The sequence below is a fragment of the Pseudomonas sp. R1-43-08 genome, assembly GCF_003852255.1.
In the GTDB taxonomy this organism is placed as follows: Bacteria; Pseudomonadota; Gammaproteobacteria; order Pseudomonadales; family Pseudomonadaceae; genus Aquipseudomonas.
This window is the reverse complement of record NZ_CP027734.1, coordinates 5,019,620-5,044,047: the sequence shown is the minus strand read 5'-3', so window position 1 is coordinate 5,044,047 and position 24,428 is coordinate 5,019,620. Positions and strand designations below refer to the sequence as shown.

Sequence of the window (24,428 nt, the reverse complement as noted above, 5' to 3'; positions counted from 1 at the left end):
GCGGCCCGTTTGCCTACCTGACCGATTGACCCTCACACCACGAGGCACCTGATGATCCGCGAAGAATTCCTGCGTTTGGCCGCTGCCGGCTATAACCGTATTCCCATGGCCCGTGAAACCCTGGCCGACTTCGACACGCCGCTGTCGATCTACCTGAAACTGGCCGACGAGCCGAACTCTTATCTGCTGGAATCGGTACAGGGCGGCGAGAAGTGGGGCCGTTATTCGATCATCGGCCTGCCGTGCCGCACGGTACTGCGGGTGCATGACCATCATGTGAGCATCACCCATGATGGCCTCGAGATCGAAAGCCATGATGTAGAAGACCCGCTGGCCTTCGTCGAAGCCTTCAAGGCGCGCTACAACGTGCCGACCATTCCCGGCCTGCCGCGTTTCAACGGCGGTCTGGTGGGGTATTTCGGTTATGACTGCGTGCGCTACGTGGAGCAGCGTTTGGGTAAATGCCCGAACCCGGACCCGCTCGGCGTGCCGGACATCTTGCTGATGGTCTCCGACGCGGTGGTGGTGTTCGACAACCTTGCCGGCAAGATGCACGCGATAGTGCTGGCCGACCCTGCCCAGGCGGATGCCTTCGAGCAAGGCCAGGCCAGCCTCGAAGCGCTGCTGGAAAAACTGCGCCAGCCGATCACCCCGCGCCGTGGCCTGGACCTCAGCCGTCCGCCCGCCGCCGACCCGGTATTTCGCTCCAGCTTTACCCAGGCGGACTACGAGCGGGCAGTCGATACCATCAAGGAATACATCCTCGCCGGTGACTGCATGCAGGTGGTGCCCTCGCAACGGATGTCCATCGACTTCAAGGCCGCGCCGATCGACCTGTACCGAGCGCTGCGTTGCTTCAACCCGACGCCGTATATGTACTTCTTCAATTTCGGTGACTTCCACGTGGTGGGCAGCTCACCGGAGGTGCTGGTGCGCGTCGAAGACAACCTGATCACCGTGCGCCCGATCGCCGGTACGCGCCCACGTGGCGCCACCGAAGAAGCGGATCTGGCGCTGGAAGAAGACCTGTTGAGCGACGACAAGGAAATCGCCGAGCACCTGATGCTGATCGACCTGGGGCGTAATGACACCGGGCGGGTCTCGGAAATCGGCTCGGTGAAGTTGACCGAGAAGATGGTCATCGAGCGGTATTCCAATGTGATGCATATCGTGTCCAACGTCACCGGTGAGCTGAAGGCCGGCCTGACCGCGATGGACGCACTGCGCGCGATTCTGCCGGCCGGTACCTTGTCGGGCGCACCAAAGATTCGCGCCATGGAAATCATCGACGAACTGGAGCCGGTCAAGCGGGGCGTCTACGGCGGCGCCGTGGGGTATTTCGCCTGGAACGGCAACATGGACACGGCGATTGCGATCCGTACGGCGGTGATCAAGGACGGCGAACTGCATGTGCAGGCCGGTGGCGGCATCGTGGCTGACTCGGTGCCGGCCCTTGAATGGGAGGAAACCTTGAACAAGCGCCGGGCGATGTTCCGTGCGGTGGCGTTGGCTGAGCAAACGCCGCAGGGTTGAAGGCTGGCGCCGATCAAAATGTGGGAGGGGGCTTGCTCCCGATAGCGGTGTATCAGTCGCAGATGCAGTGACTGAGACTCTGCTATCGGGAGCAAGCCCCCTCCCACATGGGTTTGTGTTTGGTTTTACGAGCGCATCAGAAATCCAGACTCACCCCGACACTGACCCCTTGCTGGGTCAAATTGTCATCCTTCCTCACGTTATACGCCGCTCGTAACGCCAGTTCCTGCGTCAGCCTGTGGCTGACCCCCAGGCTCAAGCGATCCGAATTGCTGCGCGGCGTATACCCGTCCAGCTTGAAGTCGATCCCCTGCACGCTGTTGAGCGAAATATTCACCTTCTGGGTGTCATTTTCGAACTCGTGCTCGTGGGCCACTTCGCCAAACACCTGGGTGTGCGGTGTGATGCGGTAGCTGCCCTGCAGCCCGACGCCCAGGCGCTTGGAGTCGCGCTGCTGGTCATCGAAGGTCAGGGCGGTGGAGCGGCTGTCTTTTTCCGAGTAGCCGTTCACTTCGACCCGCGCGTAATCGGCGCTGATAAAGGGCGACAGGTGCCAGTCACTGTCCGGCGCGGCGATGTCATAACCCACGCGACCGCTCAGGGCCCACAGCCAGCCATCGGTGTCACCCTTTTCCGACCCCTCGCTGACGCCCAGGGCGAACTTGCGCTTGAGGCTGTCGAAGTCCAGCTTGCCGCCGGTCAAGGCGGCGTCGGCCCACCAGTGATTCTGCTGATACTGAGCGAATGCAGTGCCCATGTAGCTGTTGAGCTTGTAATCCGAACCGCTGGCGCCGGCTTCCAGTGTCTGGCGGTACAGGCCTGCGGCTACGCCCACGCGCCAGGCCTCGTTGAGTCGGTAGCTGCCACCGATGTTGAGGTTATAGCCACTGCCATCGCCGCTGGCCGAGCTGCTCTGGTCATCGAAATCCAGACGCTGGCCACCGCCCGCCACGATCGCTCGCCATTGGCCAACGGCTTGCCAGTGGCCGGTATCTGCCTGCCATTGATTGCGCAACTCATCTTGATGGGCGCGCAATGTGCCTTGGGCCATTTCCGGCAGCAAGGTCAGCTCCCAGGGCGCCGCGAGCAGGGAATAGGCGTAGTCGGCGATCAGCTGTTGCCCGGCGATGGTAGGATGGACCGAGTCGTTGTAGATCAGCTTGGTCGGGTCCGGATTGGTGCCGCCGATGCCGTAGACCGGGTTGGCGGTGCAGCTGTTTCCACTGAAACAGGTACCGGTCAAGTTTTGCCCGGTGGCGAGGCCGAAGCGGGCCGGATCGGCGAAGGCTTCGTTCAACAACAACGGAATGTTCAGCGGGATGACCTGTGCATCGATCTGCGACAGGCGCTGTACCAGGGACTGGTTGAAAATAGTGCTCAGGGCCGACGTCGCCGCCTGCTGCGGGGTGCCATTGATGGCCGGCGTCAAGCCGATGTCGGGCAGCATCCATACCATGATGTAACGCGCGCCGGCTTGTTGCAGGGCCTGGGCACTGTCCGCCAGTCGCCCGCCGGCGGCGACCGCTTGAGCGGGGCTGAGTACGCGACCCTGGAGGAAGTCATTGCCGCCACCGGACAGAAAGTACAGCGCATTTGGATCGGCCAGCCCGCCGTTGGCCGGCAGGTAACCCTGTCGACTGCGCAGCACCGTGCCGCCCCCTGCATTGCCGGGGGGGATCGCAGCGTTGGAAACCGAAGTAATGGAGTCGAGGATATTGTCGGTACGGTAGCCGCCGACCGCCCAGTTGTTGCCGTCCGGCAAGCCCTGGGCCGCGCGCACCGGTGAGGTGGAGGCATTCAGGTCGTTTGGTGCCACACCCAGTTTTGCGCCGAGCAAGGTCGAAGAAACGAGACCGTAATCCCCTTGGAACGTCGGCCCGGTGCGGTTGGTAAAGCGCAACGTCGATCCGGCGCTGCCGTCGGGGAACTGACCGGCATCAGCCAGGCTGTCGCCGAACACCACCATGGTTGAGTAGGGTGACGGTGCCGCATAGGCTTGCGCGCAAGCCAGGGAAAGCAGGCCGGCAGCCAGGGGCGCGAAAAACGGAGCTCTGAGCATGGAAAATTCCATTGAGTTGTTTTTATGTCTGAATCGAAACACTAGCAAAGTATTGAGCGTTTTCTATAGCGCAAAACCGAATTTTCCTACGGGTATCCCATCGAGCATAAGCCCGTATTTGCTGCTCCATATTGCACCGCTGGCGAGGCTACGTTACTGTGCCTGAACGTATGAATGAGACCCTCCCCGTGTTGATCATCAGCAAACTCTTGATGCGAGTAGTCAAGGCACACGCCCGTTGGCGTTGGCGCACCTGACATTTTTCCCTGCCGGCCTGGCCGGATCTGTACCGATTTGCCTTCTTTTACTTTTGTCTGACGCCCCTTGCCGTTCACCCCGGCAACCGGAACGTGCGTCTGGCAGCGGGCCACACGCTTGGAAGGCGGTCATTTGAAATCAGTGAATTCAAGAGGTTTGAACCCACATGTTGCTGATGATTGATAACTACGATTCCTTTACCTACAACGTTGTGCAGTACCTGGGCGAGCTGGGTGCCGAGGTCACGGTCGTGCGCAACGACGAACTGACCGTCGCCGAGATCGCCGCACTGAATCCGGAACGCATCGTGGTTTCGCCTGGCCCGTGCACACCGAACGAAGCGGGCATCTCCCTGGAAGCCATTCAGTATTTTGCCGGCAAGCTGCCAATTCTTGGCGTGTGCCTGGGCCATCAGTCCATTGGCCAGGCGTTTGGCGGCGACGTGGTGCGCGCGCGCCAGGTGATGCACGGCAAGACCAGCCCGGTATTCCACAAGGATCTGGGCGTGTTCCACGGCTTGAACCTGCCCGTGACCGTGACCCGTTATCACTCGTTGGTGGTCAAGCGCGACACCCTGCCCGAGTGCCTGGAACTGACGGCCTGGACCCAGCTGGAAGACGGCTCGGTCGACGAGATCATGGGCCTGCGCCACAAGACACTGAATATCGAAGGGGTGCAGTTTCACCCTGAATCGATCCTGACCGAGCAGGGCTACGAGCTGTTCGCCAATTTTCTCAAGCAGAGCGGCGGCACGCGCTAAGGACTTTCCATGGATATCAAGACTGCCCTGGGCCGTATCGTCGGTCACCTGGACCTGAGCACCGCTGAAATGAGCGATGTGATGCGCGAGATCATGACCGGCCAGTGCTCCGACGCACAGATCGGCGCCTTTATGATGGCCATGCGCATGAAGAGCGAAAGCATCGACGAAATCGTCGGTGCCGTATCGGTGATGCGTGAACTGGCGGACAAGGTCGAACTCAAGACCCTCGACGGCGTGGTCGATGTGGTCGGCACCGGCGGCGACGGTGCGAACATCTTCAACGTATCGACGGCGTCCTCGTTCGTGGTCGCGGCAGCGGGTTGCACCGTGGCCAAGCACGGCAACCGCGCGGTGTCCGGTAAAAGTGGCAGCGCGGACCTGCTGGAAGCGGCCGGCATCTACCTGAACCTGACGCCGGTACAGGTGGCACGCTGCATCGACAGCGTCGGCATCGGCTTCATGTTTGCCCAGTCTCACCACGGTGCAATGAAACACGCGGCCGGCCCGCGCAAGGACCTCGGCCTGCGTACCCTGTTCAATATGCTCGGCCCGCTTACGAATCCGGCCGGTGTGAAGCATCAAGTCGTCGGTGTATTCAGCCAAGCGTTGTGCCGGCCATTGGCCGAAGTGCTGCAGCGGCTGGGCAGCAAGCATGTGCTGGTGGTGCATTCCAAAGATGGCCTGGACGAATTCAGCCTGGCGGCACCGACCTTCGTGGCGGAGTTGAAGAACGACCAGGTTACAGAATATTGGGTCGAGCCTGAGGACCTGGGCATGAAGAGCCAGAGCCTGCATGGCCTGGCGGTGGAAAGCCCAGCGGCGTCGCTTGAATTGATTCGTGATGCCTTGGGGCGACGCAAGACCGAAAACGGTCAAAAAGCTGCGGAAATGATTGTGCTCAATGCTGGCGCGGCACTTTACGCAGCCGACCATGCCTATAGTCTTAAGGAAGGTGTCGCCTTGGCCCACGATGCGCTGCACACCGGTCTGGCTCGCGAGAAACTTGAAGAACTCGGAGCATTCACCGCCGTATTCAAGATGGAGAATGAAGCATGAGTGTTCCGACCGTTCTGGAAAAAATCCTGGTGCGCAAGGCTGAAGAAGTCGCCGAGCGCCGTGCCCGTGTGAGCCTGGCCGAGCTGGAAACCCTGGCAAAAGCTGCTGATGCGCCACGAGGGTTTGCCAGGGCCTTGCTCGAACAGGCCAAGAAGAAGCAGCCGGCGGTGATCGCCGAGATCAAGAAGGCCTCACCGAGCAAAGGCGTGATCCGCGAGCACTTCGTGCCACAGGAAATCGCCGTCAGCTATGAAAAGGGTGGGGCGACGTGCCTGTCCGTACTGACCGATGTTGATTTCTTCCAGGGTTCTGATCTGTTCCTGCAGCAGGCGCGCGCCGCGTGCACATTGCCGGTGATCCGCAAGGATTTCATGGTTGATCCCTACCAGATCGTCGAAGCGCGCGCCCTGGGCGCCGACTGTGTGCTGCTGATCGTTTCCGCGCTGGATGACGTGAAGATGGCCGAGCTGGCAGCGGTAGCCAAGAGTGTGGGCCTGGATGTATTGGTCGAAGTGCACGACGGCGACGAGTTGGAGCGTGCACTGAAGACCCTCGACACACCGCTGGTGGGGGTCAACAACCGTAACCTGCACACCTTCGATGTCAGCCTGGAAACCACCCTCGACCTGCTGCCGCGTATTCCCCGTGACCGCTTGGTGATCACCGAGAGCGGCATCGTCAACCGTGCCGATGTGGAGCTGATGGAGATCAGCGAGGTGTATTCGTTCCTGGTCGGCGAGACGTTCATGCGCGCCGAGAACCCAGGGGCGGAACTGCAGCGTCTGTTCTTCCCGGAGCGGGGTGGGGCGGTCAGCGGTTCCACACTGGATTGATTCCGGCGCAGTCGGTATGTGAAATGCAGTAAAAGTGTGGGAGGGGGCTTGCTCCCGATAGCGGTGGTCGGTTGACTGATTCACAACTGATACCCCGCCATCGGGAGCAAGCCCCCTCCCACATTGGTCTTGTGCTTATTCAGATAGGTCAATGTTGATGACTAAGCTGGTTTCGATGACGGTGCAAGCAGGCCTTGCCGCCGAGCAGGATTTGCTGGCCGCCGTCTGCGCAGGTGAGCAGGAATACGGGCTGTTGTTCTGGCAACCCAACGATCAAGCCTTGGTCATGCCGCGCCGTTTGAGCCGATTGCCGGCTTTTGAAGCGGCCAGCCGAGTCTCGGCAGAGGCCGGTTGGCCGGTGCTGTTGCGCGAAACCGGCGGTGAGCCGGTGCCGCAGTCGGCCGCCACGGTCAATATCGCCTTGGTCTATGCGCCGCCGCGCAGTGAGGGGGATCAAGGGCGCATCGAAACCGGCTACCAGCGTCTGTGCCAGCCGATCTGCGATGTGCTGCTTGAATTGGGCGGCGAGGCGTCTATTGGCGAAATTGACGGCGCGTTCTGCGACGGTCGTTACAACGTCAATCTCAACGGCCGGAAAATGGTCGGCACGGCCCAACGCTGGCGGCAGAGCGGTGGTCGCCCAGTGGGGTTGGTGCACGGTGCTTTATTGCTGGATAACGATCGCGATGAGTTGGTTGCGGCGGTCAATCGTTTCAATCAAGCCTGTGGCCTGGAACAGCGGGTGCGTGCCGAGAGCCATATTGCGCTGCATGAAGTGTTTCCCGTGCCGGACATGCTCAGCCGGCTCGACACCTTGTACCGTCAGATGTTGGCAGGCTTGCTGCCAGGTTAACGGGTTCCGAACACCACCATCGTCTTGCCTTTGACATGCACCAGATTGCGCTCTTCCAGATCCTTGAGCACACGCCCCACCATTTCCCGCGAACAGCCCACGATGCGCCCGATTTCCTGGCGCGTGACCTTGATCTGCATTCCGTCGGGGTGGGTCATGGCGTCTGGCTGCTTGCACAGCTCCAGCAGGCAGCGAGCGACACGCCCGGTCACGTCGAAGAACGCCAGGTCGCCGACCTTGCGCGTGGTATCGCGCAGACGTTGGGCGATCTGCCCGCTCAGGGCATACAGAATGTCGGGATCATGTTGGGCCAGTTCGCGAAATTTCGTATAGCTGATCTCAGCCACTTCGCACTCCACCTTGGTGCGCACCCAAGCGCTGCGCTGTTGCTCCTTGCCGGCCTGCTCGAACAGTCCCAGCTCGCCGAAGAAATCCCCGGTATTGAGGTAGGCGATGATCATTTCGCGACCGTCTTCGTCCTCGATCAGGATGGTGACCGAGCCCTTGATAATGAAGAACAGCGTTTCGGAGCGCTCGCCCGCGCAGATGATGTTGTGCTTGGCCGGATGACGCCGGCGCTGGCAATGCATCAGCAGCTTGTCGAGGTTCTTGATCTTGGGTGTGGGAGTAAGAGCAACCATGGTTGTATCCCGAAAAACTGCACGATGTGGTTGGATTTGTTTTTATCAGCGCGACCGGCATTGATACACGCTGTACAAACGATGGCAATGCGCCATTGATTTGGCGCCAGCTTACCAGACACATTCTGACTCGATTAGCGTATTTCACCGGCAAACGCTGTTATTGATCGTTTTCCTGCAGGGCGCTGCCGCTGCGGGGCCCTGTGCTAAGCTGGCGACCCTTTTTTAGCAGTGGAGTCTGGGCGATGAAGGCACGCATCCAATGGGCGGGCGAAGCCATGTTCCTCGGTGAATCGGGCAGTGGCCATGTGGTGGTGATGGACGGCCCGCCGGAAGCCGGTGGCCGCAACCTGGGTGTACGCCCGATGGAAATGTTGCTGCTGGGTGTCGGCGGTTGCAGCAATTTCGACGTGGTCAGTATCCTGAAAAAATCCCGTCAGGCCGTGGAAAGCTGCGAAGCCTTTCTGGAGGCCGAACGCGCAACCGAAGATCCCAAGGTGTTTACCAAGATCCATATGCATTTTGTGGTCAAGGGGCGCGCGCTGAAGGAAGCGCAGGTCAAGCGTGCCATCGAGCTGTCGGCAGAGAAGTACTGCTCGGCGTCGATCATGCTGGGCGCGGCCGGTGTGGCCATTACCCATGATTACGAAATCGTCGAGTTGGGTTGATCGTTCCCACGCTCTGCGTGGGAATGCATCTCGTGACGCTCCGCGTCACCCTTGCGCAGGTGCCGGATTTTGCGCTGAAAGCGGGACGCGGAGCGTCCTGGGTGGCATTCCCACGCGGAGCGTGGGAATGATCTTCATGCTTCAGATTCTGTAGGTGCTCTTGGTCATGACTTTGGCCAGCATGCTCATGCCGAATCTCACCGGCGCAGGAAAGCGGAAGCCGCCGGCATCCAGTGCGCTTTCAGCGTGGTGCTCTTCATCGATGCGCATCTGCTCAAGAATGGCCCGGGACTTTTCGTCCTCGGCCGGCAATTGTTCAAGGTGTTCGTCCAGGTGCTTGCAGACCTGGCGTTCGGTGGCTGCGACAAAACCGAGGCTGACCTTGTCACTGATCAGGCCGGCAGCGGCACCGATACCGAACGACAAACCGTAGAACAGCGGGTTCAACACGCTGGGATGACTGCCCAGCTGGCGAATGCGTTGTTCGCACCACGCCAGGTGGTCGATCTCTTCCTCGGCCGCGTGCTCCATCGCTGCACGTACCTGCGGTAACTTGGCGGTCAGCGCCTGGCCCTGGTACAACGCCTGGGCACAGACTTCACCGGTATGGTTGATGCGCATCAGGCCGGCCACATGGCGGGTCTCGGTCTCGCTCATCTGTGCGTCCGGCTGCACGATGGCGGGTGACGGGCGGTACGGTTGGCCGCTGAACGGCAGCAGCGTACGCATGGCTGTGTCGGCTTGCAGCAACAGACGGTCAATCGGCGAGTAGTGACGTTGGGTAGTCATGCTGACCTCCGGGAAGAATCTCGGCGGCCAGTTTACCGCAAGAGAGGACGGCGCGTTTGCGCTGAGTCAATTGCCCCTGCGAACTCAGCCCGGCGGCCAGTTCATCTGGCGCTGACCCAGCACATGCATATGAATGTGGTAAACGGTCTGCCCGCCGTCTTCGTTGCAGTTCATCACCACGCGGAAGCCTTTTTCGCAGCCTAGTTCCACCGCCAGGCGCTGGGCGGTGAACAGGATATGGCCGGCCAGGGCTTTGTCGTCTTCGGTCAGGTCATTGAGGGTGCGAATGGGTTTTTTCGGGATAACCAGAAAATGGACCGGCGCCTGTGGGGCGATGTCGTGGAAAGCCAGGACCTGGTCATCTTCATAGATGATGTTCGCGGGTATTTCCCGGTTGATGATCTTGGTGAACAGAGTATCCACAGCTGTTTCTCCAGGGTGAAAGTGAGGGTGAGTGTACTCAAGCGGTCAACGCGGGCAATAGGCCTTGTTGATGGCGCCAGCAATTTTGCGGGTCAGCCAGCGCGGGCTCAGACGTGGGCTGAATGCCAGCCAGCGGTTGCGCCGTCCGGGGATGATAATGGCCTTGTTCTTTTCCAGCGCACGCACGGTATAGAGCGCGACTTCTTCGGGGCTCATCAACTGTTGGCTGCGGTCGAGCTTTGCGGTGTCCATTTGCGCGGTACCGAAGAAGGCGGTGCGCGTAGGGCCTGGGCACAGCACCGAGACCTTGATGCCACAGGTCTTCAGTTCCTCGCGCAAGCCTTCGGAAAAATGCAGCACATAGGCTTTGCTTGCGTAGTAGCTGCTCATCCACGGGCCTGGCTGGAAGGCGGCGACCGAGGCCACGTTGAGAATCTGCCCGCCGCCGTGCAGCGCCATGGCATTGCCCAGCGCATGGCACATGCGGGTCAGGGCGAGGATGTTGACTTCGATCAGGTCCTGCTCGGTCATCCAGTCCTGGGCCAGGAACGGCCCGCTGGTGCCGATACCGGCGCAGTTGACCAGCAGGTCGATCTGCCGCTCACCTTCTTCGAGTTCCAGCAAAAAACCCGACAACCGCAGCGGCTCGCCAAGGTCACAGGCGCGAAACAGCACCTCGACGCCGAAACGCTGAGTCAATTCGATCGCAATGCTTTCCAACTGATCACGCTGGCGGGCCACCAGAATCAAGCTGCGGCCACGTCGGGCCAGGGCTTCGGCCAAAGCCAGGCCGATACCGCTGGAGGCACCGGTGATCAGAGCGTAACGGGTCATGCCTTTCTCCATCGCAACGCCGCCGGCCTGTGACAGAGGCATCACAGGCGGCGGGCGTTTCTTCACTGTTCTGGAGAGTCTACAGGTTCGGCCGCGTCGTCAGCACTTTGCGCGGCGTCTTCATCACCGATGACGCTTTGGTCGGCATCTTCATCGGTGCTCAGGGAGCTGCTTTCATAGCTGCTGCCCATGTTGGCTTCGAGTTGGTCCAGGTAGCCGTTCATGCCCAGGGTGACCACGACGATGAGCATCAACGGGATAAACGCCAGCCACAACGAAGCCAGGATTTTAACCGCTGTGGAGTTGCGCGGTGGGGGCGCACCGTACTGGTTGGCGCCAGTGTTACCCGGCAGTACCAGCAGCAGCAGAGGGAACACGCTGTTCACCAGCGGAACCAGGTTCAGCAAATACAGCCAGCCAGACCAGCCCAGGTCGTGCAGGCGCTGCACGCCGATTTGCACGCTTACCACGACGAGCGCAACGAACAGTGCAAAGCCCAGCAGCGAACCGAGAATGATCGCGATCGTTGGCGAGGCAGTGGCCACCGCGAAACCCACGGTGCTGATGATGCCTGCAGCCACAAGCATCGCGACGGTCAGTGCCAGCGTCCAGGCGAGATAGCGCAGGCGACCGATACGCCCGTGGATAGTGAAGACCTTGAGCGTGGCGTACTCCGGCAAGTTATCACCGACCGCAGCGCGTGGCGGTGCGTAAGGCGATGCGGCGGTGTGCGAGAAGTCCGAGGCCGATGCGCCTGTTTCGTGGGTTTCGGCAAGGCTGAAAGCTACGGGTTGTTCGGCTTCGATACGTGCCTCGACCCCGGCGTTTTGCAAGGCGGTGAGGTAGGTGTCGGCATCGGCGCGGGACAGATCGCGCTTGAGCGCGACCGGGCGGCCGGTGAAAAGCTTTTCGATCGCTTCGACATCGCTCTTGAACAGCTCGGCGAGGTTCAGTTTGGCGGTGGTGCTTTCGACACCCGGGCGCAAGGCTCCGTCGAACACAATCTTGAAACGGCTGTCGCTCATGCGGGCATCCTTGTCACTTGATCAGGGGAGGGTATGCAGGCTGCCCAATTGGCAGGCCTGGTATTAGGTTCAACGTGGCCAGCGCAATTGTGCCGCGTTTTCGCGTGCCTGGCGGTATTGCGCGTCCAGTCGCGCGACGAGTTCATCCACGCTCGGCAAATCATTGATCTCACCGACGCCTTGGCCGGCAGACCATACAGTCTTCCATGCTTTGGCCTCATCGCTCAACGGTTTGAGCTTGGAGCCGAGGTTGACCTCACCTTTGCCTTGAAGGGCAGCGAGATCAAAACCGGCGTTTTCCAGGCTCTGGCGCATAAAGCTTGCAGGTACGCCGGAAACAGCCGGAGTGTGCACGATGTCGGCGGCGCGCGCTGTGAGCAGCATCTCTTTATACGCATCCGGGGCGTGGCTTTCGGTGGTGCCGATAAAGCGCGTGCCGAAATACGCCAGGTCTGCGCCAAGCACTTGGGCGGCGAGAATCTCCCGACCGTGGTTGAGACAGCCGGCCAGCAACAGGGTTTTGTCGAAGAACTGGCGTATTTCGGCAATCAGCGCGAACGGGCTCCAGATGCCGGCGTGACCGCCCGCGCCGGCGGCGACCGCGATCAGGCCGTCGACGCCCGCTTCAGCGGCTTTTTCGGCATGGCGACGAGTAGTTACGTCATGAAACACCAGGCCGCCGTAGCTGTGCACGGCATCGACCAGTTCCTTCACCGCACCGAGGCTGGTGATAACGATGGGCACTTTGTGCTCGACGCAGATCGCCAGGTCGGCCGCCAGTCGTGGGTTACTGTTGTGCACGATCAGGTTGACGGCATAGGGCGCCGGGTTATCCAACAGCGCCAGGCCGGCTTCGATTTCCTCCAGCCAGGCCTTGAAACCGCTGCTTTCGCGTTGATTGAGCGCCGGGAAACTGCCGACGACCCCGTTGCGGCAGCAGGCCAGCACCAGTTGCGGGTTGGAAATCAGGAACATCGGCGCAGCCACCACAGGCAGGCGCAGACGTTGTTCAAGCAGGGCGGGCAGCGACATTGGAGGTTCCCCGGGTAATGACGTTAAAACGGTTTGACCACGACCAGAATTACGACCGCCAGCAATATCAGAACGGGCACTTCATTGAACCAGCGATAAAAGACATGGCTGCGGGTGTTTTCGCCACGGGCGAAGCGTTTTACCTGCGCGCCGCACATGTGGTGGTAGCCGATCAGCAGGACGACCAGGGTGAGTTTGGCGTGGATCCACGCGCCCGATTGGAAGATACCGGGGTTGAGCACCAGCAACCAGATGCCGAAGACCAGCGTGGCAACCATCGCCGGGCCCATGATGCCCCGGTACAGCTTGCGCTCCATGACGCTGAAGCGCTCCTTGCTGACGGTGTCTTCACTTTGGGCGTGGTAGACAAACAGGCGTGGCAGGTAGAACAGCCCGGCAAACCAGCAGACGATGCTGACGATATGGAAGGCTTTGACCCATAGATAGAGCATTTTCAGTAATTCCCAGGTTCACGGTAGCGAAGATAGTAGTAGCTCATGCGCCCGTACGTCACGTTGGCGGTTGTCGCAGGGCGATACGGCCCCTATTATCGACGGCTTTCCAGTGGGTTCGTTGAGGGCAGGTTTATGGTCAAGGTCGGTATCGTCGGCGGCACGGGTTACACCGGTGTCGAATTGCTGCGTCTGTTGGCTCAGCATCCGCAGGCTGAGGTGGTGGTCATCACTTCACGCTCCGAGGCTGGCCTGGCCGTGGCCGATATGTACCCCAACCTGCGAGGCCACTACGACGGCTTGGCCTTCAGTGTGCCGGACATCAAGACGTTGGGCGCCTGTGATGTGGTGTTCTTCGCCACGCCTCACGGGGTTGCGCACGCATTGGCCGGCGAGCTATTGGCGGCGGGCACCAAGGTTATCGATCTGTCGGCGGACTTCCGCTTGCAAGATGCCGATGAGTGGGCCAAGTGGTACGGCCAGCCCCACGGCGCGCCAGAGTTACTGGAGGAGGCGGTGTACGGCTTGCCGGAAGTCAATCGTGAGCAGATCAAGCAGGCCCGCCTGATCGCGGTGCCGGGTTGCTATCCGACTGCGACCCAGCTGGGTTTCCTGCCGCTGCTGGAAGCCGGCTTGGCGGATGCCTCGCGTCTGATCGCGGACTGCAAGTCGGGCGTCAGCGGTGCTGGTCGTGGAGCTGCAGTGGGCTCGCTGTACTCCGAAACCTCGGAAAGCATGAAAGCCTATGCAGTCAAAGGGCATCGTCACCTGCCTGAAATTCGCCAGGGGTTGCGCCGTGCTGCGGGTAAGGATGTGGGCCTGACCTTCGTACCGCATCTGACGCCGATGATCCGTGGGATCCACTCCACGTTATACGCGACCGTTGTCGATCGCTCGGTAGACCTGCAGGCATTGTTCGAAAAGCGTTATGCCAACGAACCGTTCGTCGATGTGATGCCGGCGGGCAGCCATCCGGAAACCCGTAGCGTGCGGGGCGCCAACGTGTGCCGGATTGCGGTGCATCGTCCGCAGGATGGCGACCTGGTGGTGGTGCTGTCGGTGATCGATAACCTGGTCAAGGGCGCATCGGGCCAGGCGGTGCAGAACATGAACATCCTGTTTGGTCTGGATGAGAAGTTGGGCTTGTCCCATGCGGGCATGTTGCCTTAAGGCGTCGCCCTGATGCGCAAAAGGCCCGTAAGTCGGGCCTTTTGTATTTTTACGGGGTGCAACGCAGATTGATATACCGTAACAATAGTTGACCGCTTTTCTAGGAGAAGCGGATAATACCGGCCATTACGCATATGGCGGCGCTACGCCGGGAGATTATCAGCATGAGCGTTGAATCCTTCACCCCCACGGCTTTGCAATTCACCCACGGTGCTGCGCACAAGGTGAAGAGCCTGGTCGATGAAGAGGGTAATGATCGCTTGAAGCTGCGCGTATTCGTTACGGGCGGCGGTTGTTCAGGGTTTCAGTACGGTTTTACCTTCGATGAAGATGTGGCCGATGACGACACCATCGTTGAGCGCGAGGGCGTGAGCCTGGTCGTTGATCCGATGAGCTTCCAGTACCTGGCGGGTGCTGAAGTGGATTACCAGGAAGGGCTCGAGGGGTCGCGTTTCGTGATCAAGAACCCTAATGCTACGACGACCTGTGGTTGCGGGTCGTCGTTCTCGATCTGATCGAAGCCTGATTTGCACGCATAAAAAAACGCCGCTTGGCTTTGATCGGCCAAGCGGCGTTTTGCTGCCTGGCGATCAGGCCGGGTAGATCGCGCCCAGCACGCGCAGCCCGCGAGCACCCGTGACGCTAGGGCGGTTCGCGGCGATGCCTTCCAGGCAGCAATGGGCCAGCCAGGCGAAGGCCATGGCTTCCACCCAGTCGGGGTCTACGCCATAGAGCGCGGTGCTACTGACCTGTGTGGACGGTAGCAGCGCGGCCAATCGATTCATCAGCGTTCCGTTGTGGGCGCCGCCGCCGCATATCAACAGGGTTTCTGTCTGAGGTTGGGCGCTTTGCAGAGATTCGACGATGGTCAGGCTGGTCAGCTCCAGCAAGGTGGCTTGCACGTCCTCGGGAAGAAACGCTGGCAGCCCGTCGAGATGTTGCTGCAGCCAACGCAGGTTGAAAACTTCCCGGCCGGTACTTTTCGGGCCTTTGGTCGCGAAAAAAGGGTCGCTGAGCAGCGTGTTGAGTAACTGCGGCTGAACCTTGCCGCTGGCTGCCCATTGCCCGTTACGATCAAAGTGTTCGCCACGTTGATGATGAATCCACGCGTCCAGCAAGACATTACCCGGGCCGCAGTCGAAGCCCGATACCGGCCTGCCGGTTTCTATCAGGCTCAGGTTGCTGAAACCGCCGACATTCAACACCGCACGCTTGCCGGTACTTTCACCGAACAGCGCCTCGTGGAAGGCAGGTACCAAGGGTGCGCCCTGACCGCCTGCGGCAACGTCGCGGCTGCGGAAGTCACTGACCACCGTGATGCCAGTCAGCTCGGTGAGCAACGCAGGATTGCCGATCTGTACCGTAAAACCTCGGGAAGGTTCATGGCGGATGGTCTGCCCGTGGCTGCCAATCGCACGGATGTCCTGGGGTGTGAGGTTTTGCTGGTCCAGCAAAGTGTGGATGCCTTGAGCGGCGAGTGTCACCCAGGATTGCTGGGCGATTGCCGAACGGGCGATCTCATCCGGGCCGCTGGCGCACAGGCTTAGCAGCTCGGCGCGCAGAGGGGCAGGCATGGGGATGTAATGGGTAGCGATCAGACTGATCGCCGAATCTTGTTCGATAAGGGCGATATCCAGGCCATCGAGGCTGGTCCCGGACATCACACCGATATAACGCGGCATGCCTTAACGCTTCGCCGAAGCCAGCAGGGTGGAGCGCTCCTGATCCATGCGGGCCATCAGCGGCTGGCTTTGTTGCATGAAGCGCGCGCGTTCTGCTTTGGCGATCGGGTCGGCCATTGGCAGTTTTTGGCCCAATGGATCTACGTGTACCCCGTTGACCTGGAATTCATAATGCAAGTGTGGCCCGGTGGACAGGCCGGTCGTGCCGATGTAACCGATCACTTGCCCCTGCTTCACGTTGCCACCGGTTTTGACGCCCTTGGCAAACCCTTGCATGTGGCCATACAGCGTACGGTAGGTGTTGCCGTGCTGGATGATCACCGTGTTGCCGTAACCACCACGACGCCCGGCCAACAGAACCTTACCGTCGCCAGCTGCCTTGATTGGCGTGCCACGGGGAGCGGCATAGTCGACACCTTTGTGAGCGCGGATTTTGTTCAGAATTGGATGCTTGCGACCCATGGAGAAACGCGAGCTAATACGAGCGAAGTCCACCGGTGTACGGATGAACGCCTTGCGCATGCTGTTGCCATCTGCGGTGTAGTAACTGGTATTGCCCTGTTTGTTGGTATAGCGCACTGCGGTGTAGGTTTTGCCGCGGTTGGTAAAGCGTGCAGACAGGATGTTGCCAGTGCCGACCACCTTGCCGTTGGCAACTTTCTGCTCGTAGATCACATCGAATTCGTCACCCTGGCGAATGTCCTGGGCGAAGTCGATGTCGTAGCCAAATACGCTGGCCATGTCCATGGTCATGCTGTGGGACAGGCCCGCCCGGGCGGCGGATTGCGACAGCGAGCTATTGATCACGCCGTGTACGTAGGCAGAGCGCATGACCGGTTTGGTGGTAATGCGATTGAAGGCAAAACCCTTTGCGCCTTTGCTCAGGCTGATGCTTTCCAGGTCATTGATATTGGTGTGCAGGTTGTTCAACTGGCCATCGGGCGTCAGTTCGAACTCAAGCTTCTGCCCATGTTTGAGCTGGGTGAATTGCTTGGCTTGCTTATCGGTGGCCAGGACGTCATTGACGGTGGCGGCAGGCAATCCAACCTTTTCGAACAGCGTTGACAGTGTGTCGCCTTTACTCACGATCACTTCGCGGTGCTGAGGACTCTTGGCTGCAACTGCTGCGGGCTTTTCCTGGGCGGCTTCCTGAGTCTCTTCGGGCGTGTTTTCAATCTGTGCGAACGGAGACTCAGCAGGGGTATTTGTGGCTTGTTGAGCGTCGGAAGCGTCTTGATCTTGTGTCAGTTGCTCAACAGGGCTTTCCAGGTCGAGGCTTAGGGATGTTCGTTTGGCTTCTACGTCACTGGAAGGGAATACCAGGAGTGCCAGGCTGAGAAGGGCGGCGATACCACTTGCGGCGAGCAGGTGGGTCTTCGGGTAAAGCGGCGGCGCTTTAGACGGTTCAGTGGTCATAGGTATTTTGACTTTGAAGATGAAATGGAAAAGATGAATGACATGATGAAGATGAAATAACTGTATAAAATATAACCAAATCATCTGTGGCGCAAGCTCGCGAACGCTGGGCTTGCGCAATGGTGTCCGTGCGCAGGGCAAAACTTGTAATTAGTCCCTGATCTTGTATGGTTGGTTCCCTTTTGAATCTGAGCCTTGCGGGTCTGTTATGAAGTCGGTTGAAGAGCAGCTAGCGCTGATAAAACGTGGTGCGGAAGAACTGTTGGTCGAAGCTGAGCTGGTCGAAAAGCTCAAGCGTGGCCAGCCCCTGCGTATTAAGGCCGGCTTTGACCCAACCGCGCCGGATCTGCACCTTGGCCATACCGTGCTTATTAATAAGCTGCGTCAGTTTCAGGAGCTGGGTCATCAAGTCATCTTCCTTATCGGTGACTTCACCGGGATGATCGGCGACCCGAGCGGCAAGAGCGCAACGCGTCCGCCGCTGACTCGCGAGCAAGTGCTCGACAATGCCGAGACCTACAAGACCCAGGTATTCAAAATCCTTGATCCGGCCAAAACCGAGGTGGCATTCAACTCCACCTGGATGGACCAGATGGGGCCGGCGGACTTCATCCGCCTGACGTCGCAATACACCGTCGCGCGCATGCTCGAGCGCGATGACTTCGACAAGCGCTATTCCACCAATCAGCCGATCGCTATCCATGAGTTTCTTTACCCGTTGGTCCAGGGGTATGACTCGGTGGCGTTGCGTGCGGATGTCGAGCTGGGCGGGACGGATCAGAAGTTCAACCTGTTGATGGGGCGTGAGCTGCAGCGTGCCTATGGGCAGGAAGCTCAGTGCATTTTGACCATGCCGTTGCTGGAGGGGTTGGACGGCGTCAAGAAGATGTCCAAGTCGCTGGGCAACTATGTCGGCATCCAGGAAGCGCCGGGCGTGATGTACGGCAAGCTGGTTTCCATTCCGGATTCGTTGATGTGGCGTTACTTCGAGTTGCTGAGCTTCCGCTCGATGGATGAGATCAATGCGTTGCGTGCTGATGTGGAGGCAGGTGCAAACCCGCGTGATGTGAAGATCAAGCTGGCCGAAGAGATCGTGGCGCGCTTTCATGGTGAAGAGGCTGCGGCCAATGCTCACCGTGCGGCGGGCAATCGCATGAAGGATGGCGAGTTGCCGGACGATCTGCCGGAGATCGAGTTGACGGCGGCCGAGGCGATGCCTATCGCAGCTGTCCTTAATAAGGCGGGCCTGGTGAAGAACTCAGCGGTTGCCCGTGACCTTCTCGGTTCGGGCGGTGTGCGTATAGATGGTGAGGTGGTTGATCGCACCTTTATATACGTGCTGGGCGCGACTCACGTTTGCCAGGCGGGAAAGAAGGCATTTGCGCGTATCACGCTCAAATCCGAATAAGTCGTTAATTAGGGCTTGACGGCGAATTATATCGCTCTATAATTCGCCCCACTTCCGGCGCAGTCGAAACGGAAAACTCCTTGGTAAACAATGAGTTAAGTAGTTTTCGGCAGCAGGTTGCTTCAGTCCATCGAAGCCAAAAGGAAGTTGAAAAAGAGGTGTTGACAGCAGCGTGTAACGCTGTAGAATTCGCCTCCCGCTTACGAGAGATCGCAAGCGCAAGTGGTTGAAGTTGTTGAAGAAATCTTCGAAAACTTCTGAAAATAACCGCTTGACAGCAAATGAGGCTGCTGTAGAATGCGCGCCTCGGTTGAGACGAATAGCTCTTAACCAACCGCTCTTTAACAACTGAATCAAGCAATTCGTGTGGGTGCTTGTGGAGTCAGACTGATAGTCAACAAGATTATCAGCATCACAAGTTACTCCGCGAGAAATCAAAGATGTAACCAACGATTGCTGAGCCAAGTTTAGGGTTTCTTAAAAACCCAAAGATGTTTGAACTGAAGAGTTTGATCATGGCTCAGATTGAACGCTGGCGGCAGGCCTAACACATGCAAGTCGAGCGGTAGAGAGAAGCTTGCTTCTCTTGAGAGCGGCGGACGGGTGAGTAATGCCTAGGAATCTGCCTGGTAGTGGGGGATAACGTTCGGAAACGGACGCTAATACCGCATACGTCCTACGGGAGAAAGCAGGGGACCTTCGGGCCTTGCGCTATCAGATGAGCCTAGGTCGGATTAGCTAGTTGGTGAGGTAATGGCTCACCAAGGCGACGATCCGTAACTGGTCTGAGAGGATGATCAGTCACACTGGAACTGAGACACGGTCCAGACTCCTACGGGAGGCAGCAGTGGGGAATATTGGACAATGGGCGAAAGCCTGATCCAGCCATGCCGCGTGTGTGAAGAAGGTCTTCGGATTGTAAAGCACTTTAAGTTGGGAGGAAGGGCAGTTACCTAATACGTGATTGTTTTGACGTTACCGACAGAATAAGCACCGGCTAACTCTGTGCCAGCAGCCGCGGTAATACAGAGGGTGCAAGCGTTAATCGGAATTACTGGGCGTAAAGCGCGCGTAGGTGGTTTGTTAAGTTGGATGTGAAATCCCCGGGCTCAACCTGGGAACTGCATTCAAAACTGACTGACTAGAGTGTGGTAGAGGGTGGTGGAATTTCCTGTGTAGCGGTGAAATGCGTAGATATAGGAAGGAACACCAGTGGCGAAGGCGACCACCTGGACCAACACTGACACTGAGGTGCGAAAGCGTGGGGAGCAAACAGGATTAGATACCCTGGTAGTCCACGCCGTAAACGATGTCAACTAGCCGTTGGGAGCCTTGAGCTCTTAGTGGCGCAGCTAACGCATTAAGTTGACCGCCTGGGGAGTACGGCCGCAAGGTTAAAACTCAAATGAATTGACGGGGGCCCGCACAAGCGGTGGAGCATGTGGTTTAATTCGAAGCAACGCGAAGAACCTTACCAGGCCTTGACATCCAATGAACTTTCCAGAGATGGATTGGTGCCTTCGGGAACATTGAGACAGGTGCTGCATGGCTGTCGTCAGCTCGTGTCGTGAGATGTTGGGTTAAGTCCCGTAACGAGCGCAACCCTTGTCCTTAGTTACCAGCACGTTATGGTGGGCACTCTAAGGAGACTGCCGGTGACAAACCGGAGGAAGGTGGGGATGACGTCAAGTCATCATGGCCCTTACGGCCTGGGCTACACACGTGCTACAATGGTCGGTACAGAGGGTTGCCAAGCCGCGAGGTGGAGCTAATCCCAGAAAACCGATCGTAGTCCGGATCGCAGTCTGCAACTCGACTGCGTGAAGTCGGAATCGCTAGTAATCGCGAATCAGAATGTCGCGGTGAATACGTTCCCGGGCCTTGTACACACCGCCCGTCACACCATGGGAGTGGGTTGCACCAGAAGTAGCTAGTCTAACCTTCGGGAGGACGGTTACCACGGTGTGATTCATGACTGGGGTGAAGTCGTAACAAGGTAGCCGTAGGGGAACCTGCGGCTGGATCACCTCCTTAATCGACGACATCAGCTGCTCCATAAGTTCCCACACGAATTGCTTGATTCATTGAAGAAGACGAAAAGAAGCAGCCCGAAATTGGGTCTGTAGCTCAGTTGGTTAGAGCGCACCCCTGATAAGGGTGAGGTCGGCAGTTCGAATCTGCCCAGACCCACCAATTTTGTGTGGGAAACGCCTGTAGAAATACGGGGCCATAGCTCAGCTGGGAGAGCGCCTGCCTTGCACGCAGGAGGTCAACGGTTCGATCCCGTTTGGCTCCACCACTACTGCTTCTGTTTGTAGAAAGCTTAGAAATGAGCATTCCATCGTTGTGATGGTGAATGTTGATTTCTAGTCTTTGACTAGTTCGTTCTTTAAAAATTTGGGTATGTGATAGAAAGATAGACTGGACGTTACTTTCACTGGTAACGGCTCAGGCTAAGGTAAAATTTGTGAGTCGCTCTTAATTGAGTATGATCGAATTTTCGGCGAATGTTGTCTTCACAGTATAACCAGATTGCTTGGGGTTATATGGTCAAGTGAAGAAGCGCATACGGTGGATGCCTTGGCAGTCAGAGGCGATGAAAGACGTGGTAGCCTGCGAAAAGCTTCGGGGAGTCGGCAAACAGACTTTGATCCGGAGATGTCTGAATGGGGGAACCCAGCCATCATAAGATGGTTACCTTACACTGAATACATAGGTGTATGGAGCGAACCAGGGGAACTGAAACATCTAAGTACCCTGAGGAAAAGAAATCAACCGAGATTCCCTTAGTAGTGGCGAGCGAACGGGGACTAGCCCTTAAGTGGCTTTGAGATTAGCGGAACGCTCTGGAAAGTGCGGCCATAGTGGGTGATAGCCCTGTACGCGAAAATCTCTTAGTCATGAAATCGAGTAGGACGGAGCACGAGAAACTTTGTCTGAATATGGGGGGACCATCCTCCAAGGCTAAATACTACTGACTGACCGATAGTGAACTAGTACCGTGAGGGAAAGGCGAAAAGAACCCCGGAGAGGGGAGTGAAATAGATCCTGAAACCGTATGCGTACAAGCAGTGGGAGCCCACTTTGTTGGGTGACTGCGTACCTTTTGTATAATGGGTCAGCGACTTATTTTCAGTGGCGAGCTTAACCGAATAGGGGAGGCGTAGCGAAAGCGAGTCTTAATAGGGCGTCTAGTCGCTGGGAATAGACCCGAAACCGGGCGATCTATCCATGGGCAGGTTGAAGGTTGGGTAACACTAACTGGAGGACCGAACCGACTACCGTTGAAAAGTTAGCGGATGACCTGTGGATCGGAGTGAAAGGCTAATCAAGCTCGGAGATAGCTGGTTCTCCTCGAAAGCTATTTAGGTAGCGCCTCATGTATCACTGTAGGGGGTAGAGCACTGTTTCGGCTAGGGGGTCATCCCGACTTACCAAACCGATGCAAACTCCGAATACCTACAAGTGCCGAGCATGGGAGACACACGGCGGGTGCTAACGTCCGTCGTGAAAAGGGAAACAACCCAGACCGTCAGCTAAGGTCCCCAAGTTATGGTTAAGTGGGAAACGATGTGGGAAGGCTTAGACAGCTAGGAGGTTGGCTTAGAAGCAGCCACCCTTTAAAGAAAGCGTAATAGCTCACTAGTCGAGTCGGCCTGCGCGGAAGATGTAACGGGGCTCAAACCATACACCGAAGCTACGGGTATCACGTAAGTGATGCGGTAGAGGAGCGTTCTGTAAGCCTGTGAAGGTGAGTTGAGAAGCTTGCTGGAGGTATCAGAAGTGCGAATGCTGACATGAGTAACGACAATGGGTGTGAAAAACACCCACGCCGAAAGACCAAGGTTTCCTGCGCAACGTTAATCGACGCAGGGTTAGTCGGTCCCTAAGGCGAGGCTGAAAAGCGTAGTCGATGGAAAACAGGTTAATATTCCTGTACTTCTGGTTATTGCGATGGAGGGACGGAGAAGGCTAGGCCAGCTTGGCGTTGGTTGTCCAAGTTTAAGGTGGTAGGCTGGAATCTTAGGTAAATCCGGGATTCTAAGGCCGAGAGCTGATGACGAGTTGTCTTTTAGACGACGAAGTGGTTGATGCCATGCTTCCAAGAAAAGCTTCTAAGCTTCAGGTAACCAGGAACCGTACCCCAAACCGACACAGGTGGTTGGGTAGAGAATACCAAGGCGCTTGAGAGAACTCGGGTGAAGGAACTAGGCAAAATGGCACCGTAACTTCGGGAGAAGGTGCGCCGGTGAGGGTGAAGGACTTGCTCCGTAAGCTCATGCCGGTCGAAGATACCAGGCCGCTGCGACTGTTTATTAAAAACACAGCACTCTGCAAACACGAAAGTGGACGTATAGGGTGTGACGCCTGCCCGGTGCCGGAAGGTTAATTGATGGGGTTAGCTAACGCGAAGCTCTTGATCGAAGCCCCGGTAAACGGCGGCCGTAACTATAACGGTCCTAAGGTAGCGAAATTCCTTGTCGGGTAAGTTCCGACCTGCACGAATGGCGTAACGATGGCGGCGCTGTCTCCACCCGAGACTCAGTGAAATTGAAATCGCTGTGAAGATGCAGTGTATCCGCGGCTAGACGGAAAGACCCCGTGAACCTTTACTATAGCTTTGCACTGGACTTTGAATTTGCTTGTGTAGGATAGGTGGGAGGCTTTGAAGCGTGGACGCCAGTTCGCGTGGAGCCAACCTTGAAATACCACCCTGGCAACTTTGAGGTTCTAACTCAGGTCCGTTATCCGGATCGAGGACAGTGTATGGTGGGTAGTTTGACTGGGGCGGTCTCCTCCTAAAGAGTAACGGAGGAGTACGAAGGTGCGCTCAGACCGGTCGGAAATCGGTCGTAGAGTATAAAGGCAAAAGCGCGCTTGACTGCGAGACAGACACGTCGAGCAGGTACGAAAGTAGGTCTTAGTGATCCGGTGGTTCTGTATGGAAGGGCCATCGCTCAACGGATAAAAGGTACTCCGGGGATAACAGGCTGATACCGCCCAAGAGTTCATATCGACGGCGGTGTTTGGCACCTCGATGTCGGCTCATCACATCCTGGGGCTGAAGCCGGTCCCAAGGGTATGGCTGTTCGCCATTTAAAGTGGTACGCGAGCTGGGTTTAGAACGTCGTGAGACAGTTCGGTCCCTATCTGCCGTGGACGTTTGAGATTTGAGAGGGGCTGCTCCTAGTACGAGAGGACCGGAGTGGACGAACCTCTGGTGTTCCGGTTGTCACGCCAGTGGCATTGCCGGGTAGCTATGTTCGGAATAGATAACCGCTGAAAGCATCTAAGCGGGAAACTAGCCTCAAGATGAGATCTCACTGGGACCTTGAGTCCCCTGAAGGGCCGTCGAAGACTACGACGTTGATAGGTTGGGTGTGTAAGCGCTGTGAGGCGTTGAGCTAACCAATACTAATTGCCCGTGAGGCTTGACCATATAACACCCAAGCAATTTGTTGCTCCTAGTTGAAAGACGAAAGAGGCCAGATTGCGGTGTGTGAAGACGCAATGAACCGAAAGTTCGATACTC

Annotated in this window: 19 protein-coding genes, 2 tRNA genes and 2 rRNA genes; 13 read left to right on the top strand and 10 right to left on the bottom strand. The window is 57.9% G+C overall.

What is annotated here, in order from left to right:
* Positions 1-51: 51 nt before the first annotated feature.
* Complete coding sequence (trpE, locus tag C4J87_RS23245; protein ID WP_124368544.1) at positions 52-1,533, top strand: anthranilate synthase component I; 1,482 nt, start codon at positions 52-54, stop codon at positions 1,531-1,533.
* 136 nt (positions 1,534-1,669) lie between these two features.
* Here trpE and estP read toward each other — a convergent pair whose 3' ends face one another.
* Complete coding sequence (gene estP / locus C4J87_RS23240) at positions 1,670-3,592, bottom strand: esterase EstP (protein ID WP_124368543.1); 1,923 nt, start codon at positions 3,590-3,592, stop codon at positions 1,670-1,672.
* A gap of 424 nt (positions 3,593-4,016) precedes the next feature.
* Here estP and C4J87_RS23235 point away from each other — a divergent pair, with 424 nt between their 5' ends.
* The 4 genes from C4J87_RS23235 (at position 4,017) to C4J87_RS23220 (ending at position 7,355) form a co-directional block, all read left to right on the top strand.
* Complete coding sequence (locus tag C4J87_RS23235) at positions 4,017-4,610, top strand: aminodeoxychorismate/anthranilate synthase component II (RefSeq protein WP_124368542.1); 594 nt, start codon at positions 4,017-4,019, stop codon at positions 4,608-4,610.
* A gap of 9 nt (positions 4,611-4,619) precedes the next feature.
* Entirely contained in the window at positions 4,620-5,669 is a 1,050-nt protein-coding gene (trpD, locus tag C4J87_RS23230) for an anthranilate phosphoribosyltransferase (protein WP_057723690.1), read from the top strand.
* Entirely contained in the window at positions 5,666-6,502 is an 837-nt protein-coding gene (trpC, locus tag C4J87_RS23225; protein ID WP_124368541.1) for an indole-3-glycerol phosphate synthase TrpC, read from the top strand. The genes trpD and trpC overlap by 4 nt, the downstream gene beginning before the upstream one ends.
* 157 nt (positions 6,503-6,659) lie before the next feature.
* Positions 6,660-7,355 (top strand): lipoate--protein ligase family protein, encoded by a 696-nt coding sequence (locus tag C4J87_RS23220; RefSeq protein ID WP_124368540.1) that lies wholly within the window; start codon positions 6,660-6,662, stop codon positions 7,353-7,355.
* On the opposite strand, the gene crp is transcribed toward C4J87_RS23220, so the two are convergent.
* Positions 7,352-7,996, bottom strand: a complete 645-nt coding sequence (crp, locus tag C4J87_RS23215; RefSeq protein ID WP_124364629.1) for a cAMP-activated global transcriptional regulator CRP — start codon at positions 7,994-7,996, stop codon at positions 7,352-7,354. The genes C4J87_RS23220 and crp overlap by 4 nt on opposite strands.
* A gap of 245 nt (positions 7,997-8,241) precedes the next feature.
* Between crp and C4J87_RS23210 the strand changes: the two genes are divergently transcribed.
* Positions 8,242-8,664, top strand: a complete 423-nt coding sequence (locus C4J87_RS23210; protein WP_124364628.1) for an OsmC family protein — start codon at positions 8,242-8,244, stop codon at positions 8,662-8,664.
* Between the two features lie 141 nt (positions 8,665-8,805).
* Here C4J87_RS23210 and coq7 read toward each other — a convergent pair whose 3' ends face one another.
* From coq7 to hemJ, 6 genes are all read right to left on the bottom strand, one after another.
* Positions 8,806-9,453, bottom strand: a complete 648-nt coding sequence (coq7, locus tag C4J87_RS23205) for a 2-polyprenyl-3-methyl-6-methoxy-1,4-benzoquinone monooxygenase (protein WP_124364627.1) — start codon at positions 9,451-9,453, stop codon at positions 8,806-8,808.
* Between the two features lie 84 nt (positions 9,454-9,537).
* On the bottom strand, positions 9,538-9,876 hold the full coding sequence (locus C4J87_RS23200; protein ID WP_124364626.1) for a histidine triad nucleotide-binding protein: 339 nt from the start codon (positions 9,874-9,876) through the stop codon (positions 9,538-9,540).
* 45 nt (positions 9,877-9,921) lie between these two features.
* Positions 9,922-10,710, bottom strand: a complete 789-nt coding sequence (locus tag C4J87_RS23195; protein WP_124368539.1) for an SDR family oxidoreductase — start codon at positions 10,708-10,710, stop codon at positions 9,922-9,924.
* 62 nt (positions 10,711-10,772) lie between these two features.
* A complete protein-coding gene (locus tag C4J87_RS23190; RefSeq protein ID WP_124368538.1) occupies positions 10,773-11,735 on the bottom strand; it encodes a DUF805 domain-containing protein in 963 nt (320 codons plus the stop codon).
* 69 nt (positions 11,736-11,804) lie between these two features.
* A complete protein-coding gene (locus C4J87_RS23185) occupies positions 11,805-12,767 on the bottom strand; it encodes a nitronate monooxygenase family protein (RefSeq protein ID WP_124368537.1) in 963 nt (320 codons plus the stop codon).
* Positions 12,768-12,790: 23 nt separating this feature from the next.
* Complete coding sequence (gene hemJ, locus C4J87_RS23180) at positions 12,791-13,219, bottom strand: protoporphyrinogen oxidase HemJ (protein WP_124368536.1); 429 nt, start codon at positions 13,217-13,219, stop codon at positions 12,791-12,793.
* A gap of 135 nt (positions 13,220-13,354) precedes the next feature.
* Between hemJ and argC the strand changes: the two genes are divergently transcribed.
* Positions 13,355-14,389 (top strand): N-acetyl-gamma-glutamyl-phosphate reductase, encoded by a 1,035-nt coding sequence (gene argC, locus C4J87_RS23175; RefSeq protein ID WP_010206935.1) that lies wholly within the window; start codon positions 13,355-13,357, stop codon positions 14,387-14,389.
* 164 nt (positions 14,390-14,553) lie between these two features.
* Positions 14,554-14,904 (top strand): iron-sulfur cluster insertion protein ErpA, encoded by a 351-nt coding sequence (erpA, locus tag C4J87_RS23170; RefSeq protein ID WP_003176443.1) that lies wholly within the window; start codon positions 14,554-14,556, stop codon positions 14,902-14,904.
* A gap of 75 nt (positions 14,905-14,979) precedes the next feature.
* Here the strand turns inward: erpA and C4J87_RS23165 are convergent, their stop codons facing one another.
* Both C4J87_RS23165 and C4J87_RS23160 read right to left on the bottom strand, forming a co-directional pair.
* Entirely contained in the window at positions 14,980-16,071 is a 1,092-nt protein-coding gene (locus C4J87_RS23165) for an anhydro-N-acetylmuramic acid kinase (protein ID WP_124368535.1), read from the bottom strand.
* A 3-nt stretch (positions 16,072-16,074) separates the two neighbouring features.
* On the bottom strand, positions 16,075-17,487 hold the full coding sequence (locus C4J87_RS23160) for a peptidoglycan DD-metalloendopeptidase family protein (RefSeq protein WP_124369026.1): 1,413 nt from the start codon (positions 17,485-17,487) through the stop codon (positions 16,075-16,077).
* Between the two features lie 208 nt (positions 17,488-17,695).
* On the opposite strand from C4J87_RS23160, the gene tyrS reads away from it, so the two are divergent.
* The 5 genes from tyrS (at position 17,696) to C4J87_RS23125 (ending at position 24,335) form a co-directional block, all read left to right on the top strand.
* Positions 17,696-18,895: a tyrosine--tRNA ligase gene (tyrS, locus tag C4J87_RS23150; protein ID WP_124368534.1), complete on the top strand. Its 1,200-nt coding sequence runs from the start codon at positions 17,696-17,698 to the stop codon at positions 18,893-18,895.
* Between the two features lie 497 nt (positions 18,896-19,392).
* Positions 19,393-20,929, top strand: a 16S ribosomal RNA gene (locus C4J87_RS23140).
* Positions 20,930-21,011: 82 nt separating this feature from the next.
* Positions 21,012-21,088 (top strand) — tRNA-Ile (locus tag C4J87_RS23135).
* A 30-nt stretch (positions 21,089-21,118) separates the two neighbouring features.
* Positions 21,119-21,194 (top strand) — tRNA-Ala (locus tag C4J87_RS23130).
* Positions 21,195-21,443: 249 nt separating this feature from the next.
* Positions 21,444-24,335, top strand: a 23S ribosomal RNA gene (locus C4J87_RS23125).
* The 16S and 23S rRNA genes sit together here with 2 tRNA genes alongside, the layout of an rRNA operon.
* Positions 24,336-24,428: the final 93 nt, after the last annotated feature.

Coding starts and splice junctions, on each gene's coding strand:
- erpA (WP_003176443.1), top strand. CDS start 14,554: ATGAGCGTTGAATCCTTCACCCCCACGGCTTTGCAATTCACCCACGGT.
- trpE (WP_124368544.1), top strand. CDS start 52: ATGATCCGCGAAGAATTCCTGCGTTTGGCCGCTGCCGGCTATAACCGT.
- tyrS (WP_124368534.1), top strand. CDS start 17,696: ATGAAGTCGGTTGAAGAGCAGCTAGCGCTGATAAAACGTGGTGCGGAA.
- C4J87_RS23220 (WP_124368540.1), top strand. CDS start 6,660: ATGACTAAGCTGGTTTCGATGACGGTGCAAGCAGGCCTTGCCGCCGAG.
- argC (WP_010206935.1), top strand. CDS start 13,355: ATGGTCAAGGTCGGTATCGTCGGCGGCACGGGTTACACCGGTGTCGAA.
- C4J87_RS23185 (WP_124368537.1), bottom strand. CDS start 12,767: ATGTCGCTGCCCGCCCTGCTTGAACAACGTCTGCGCCTGCCTGTGGTG.
- C4J87_RS23165 (WP_124368535.1), bottom strand. CDS start 16,071: ATGCCGCGTTATATCGGTGTGATGTCCGGGACCAGCCTCGATGGCCTG.
- hemJ (WP_124368536.1), bottom strand. CDS start 13,219: ATGCTCTATCTATGGGTCAAAGCCTTCCATATCGTCAGCATCGTCTGC.
- C4J87_RS23235 (WP_124368542.1), top strand. CDS start 4,017: ATGTTGCTGATGATTGATAACTACGATTCCTTTACCTACAACGTTGTG.
- trpD (WP_057723690.1), top strand. CDS start 4,620: ATGGATATCAAGACTGCCCTGGGCCGTATCGTCGGTCACCTGGACCTG.
- estP (WP_124368543.1), bottom strand. CDS start 3,592: ATGCTCAGAGCTCCGTTTTTCGCGCCCCTGGCTGCCGGCCTGCTTTCC.
- crp (WP_124364629.1), bottom strand. CDS start 7,996: ATGGTTGCTCTTACTCCCACACCCAAGATCAAGAACCTCGACAAGCTG.
- C4J87_RS23160 (WP_124369026.1), bottom strand. CDS start 17,487: ATGACCACTGAACCGTCTAAAGCGCCGCCGCTTTACCCGAAGACCCAC.
- trpC (WP_124368541.1), top strand. CDS start 5,666: ATGAGTGTTCCGACCGTTCTGGAAAAAATCCTGGTGCGCAAGGCTGAA.
- coq7 (WP_124364627.1), bottom strand. CDS start 9,453: ATGACTACCCAACGTCACTACTCGCCGATTGACCGTCTGTTGCTGCAA.
- C4J87_RS23210 (WP_124364628.1), top strand. CDS start 8,242: ATGAAGGCACGCATCCAATGGGCGGGCGAAGCCATGTTCCTCGGTGAA.
- C4J87_RS23195 (WP_124368539.1), bottom strand. CDS start 10,710: ATGACCCGTTACGCTCTGATCACCGGTGCCTCCAGCGGTATCGGCCTG.
- C4J87_RS23190 (WP_124368538.1), bottom strand. CDS start 11,735: ATGAGCGACAGCCGTTTCAAGATTGTGTTCGACGGAGCCTTGCGCCCG.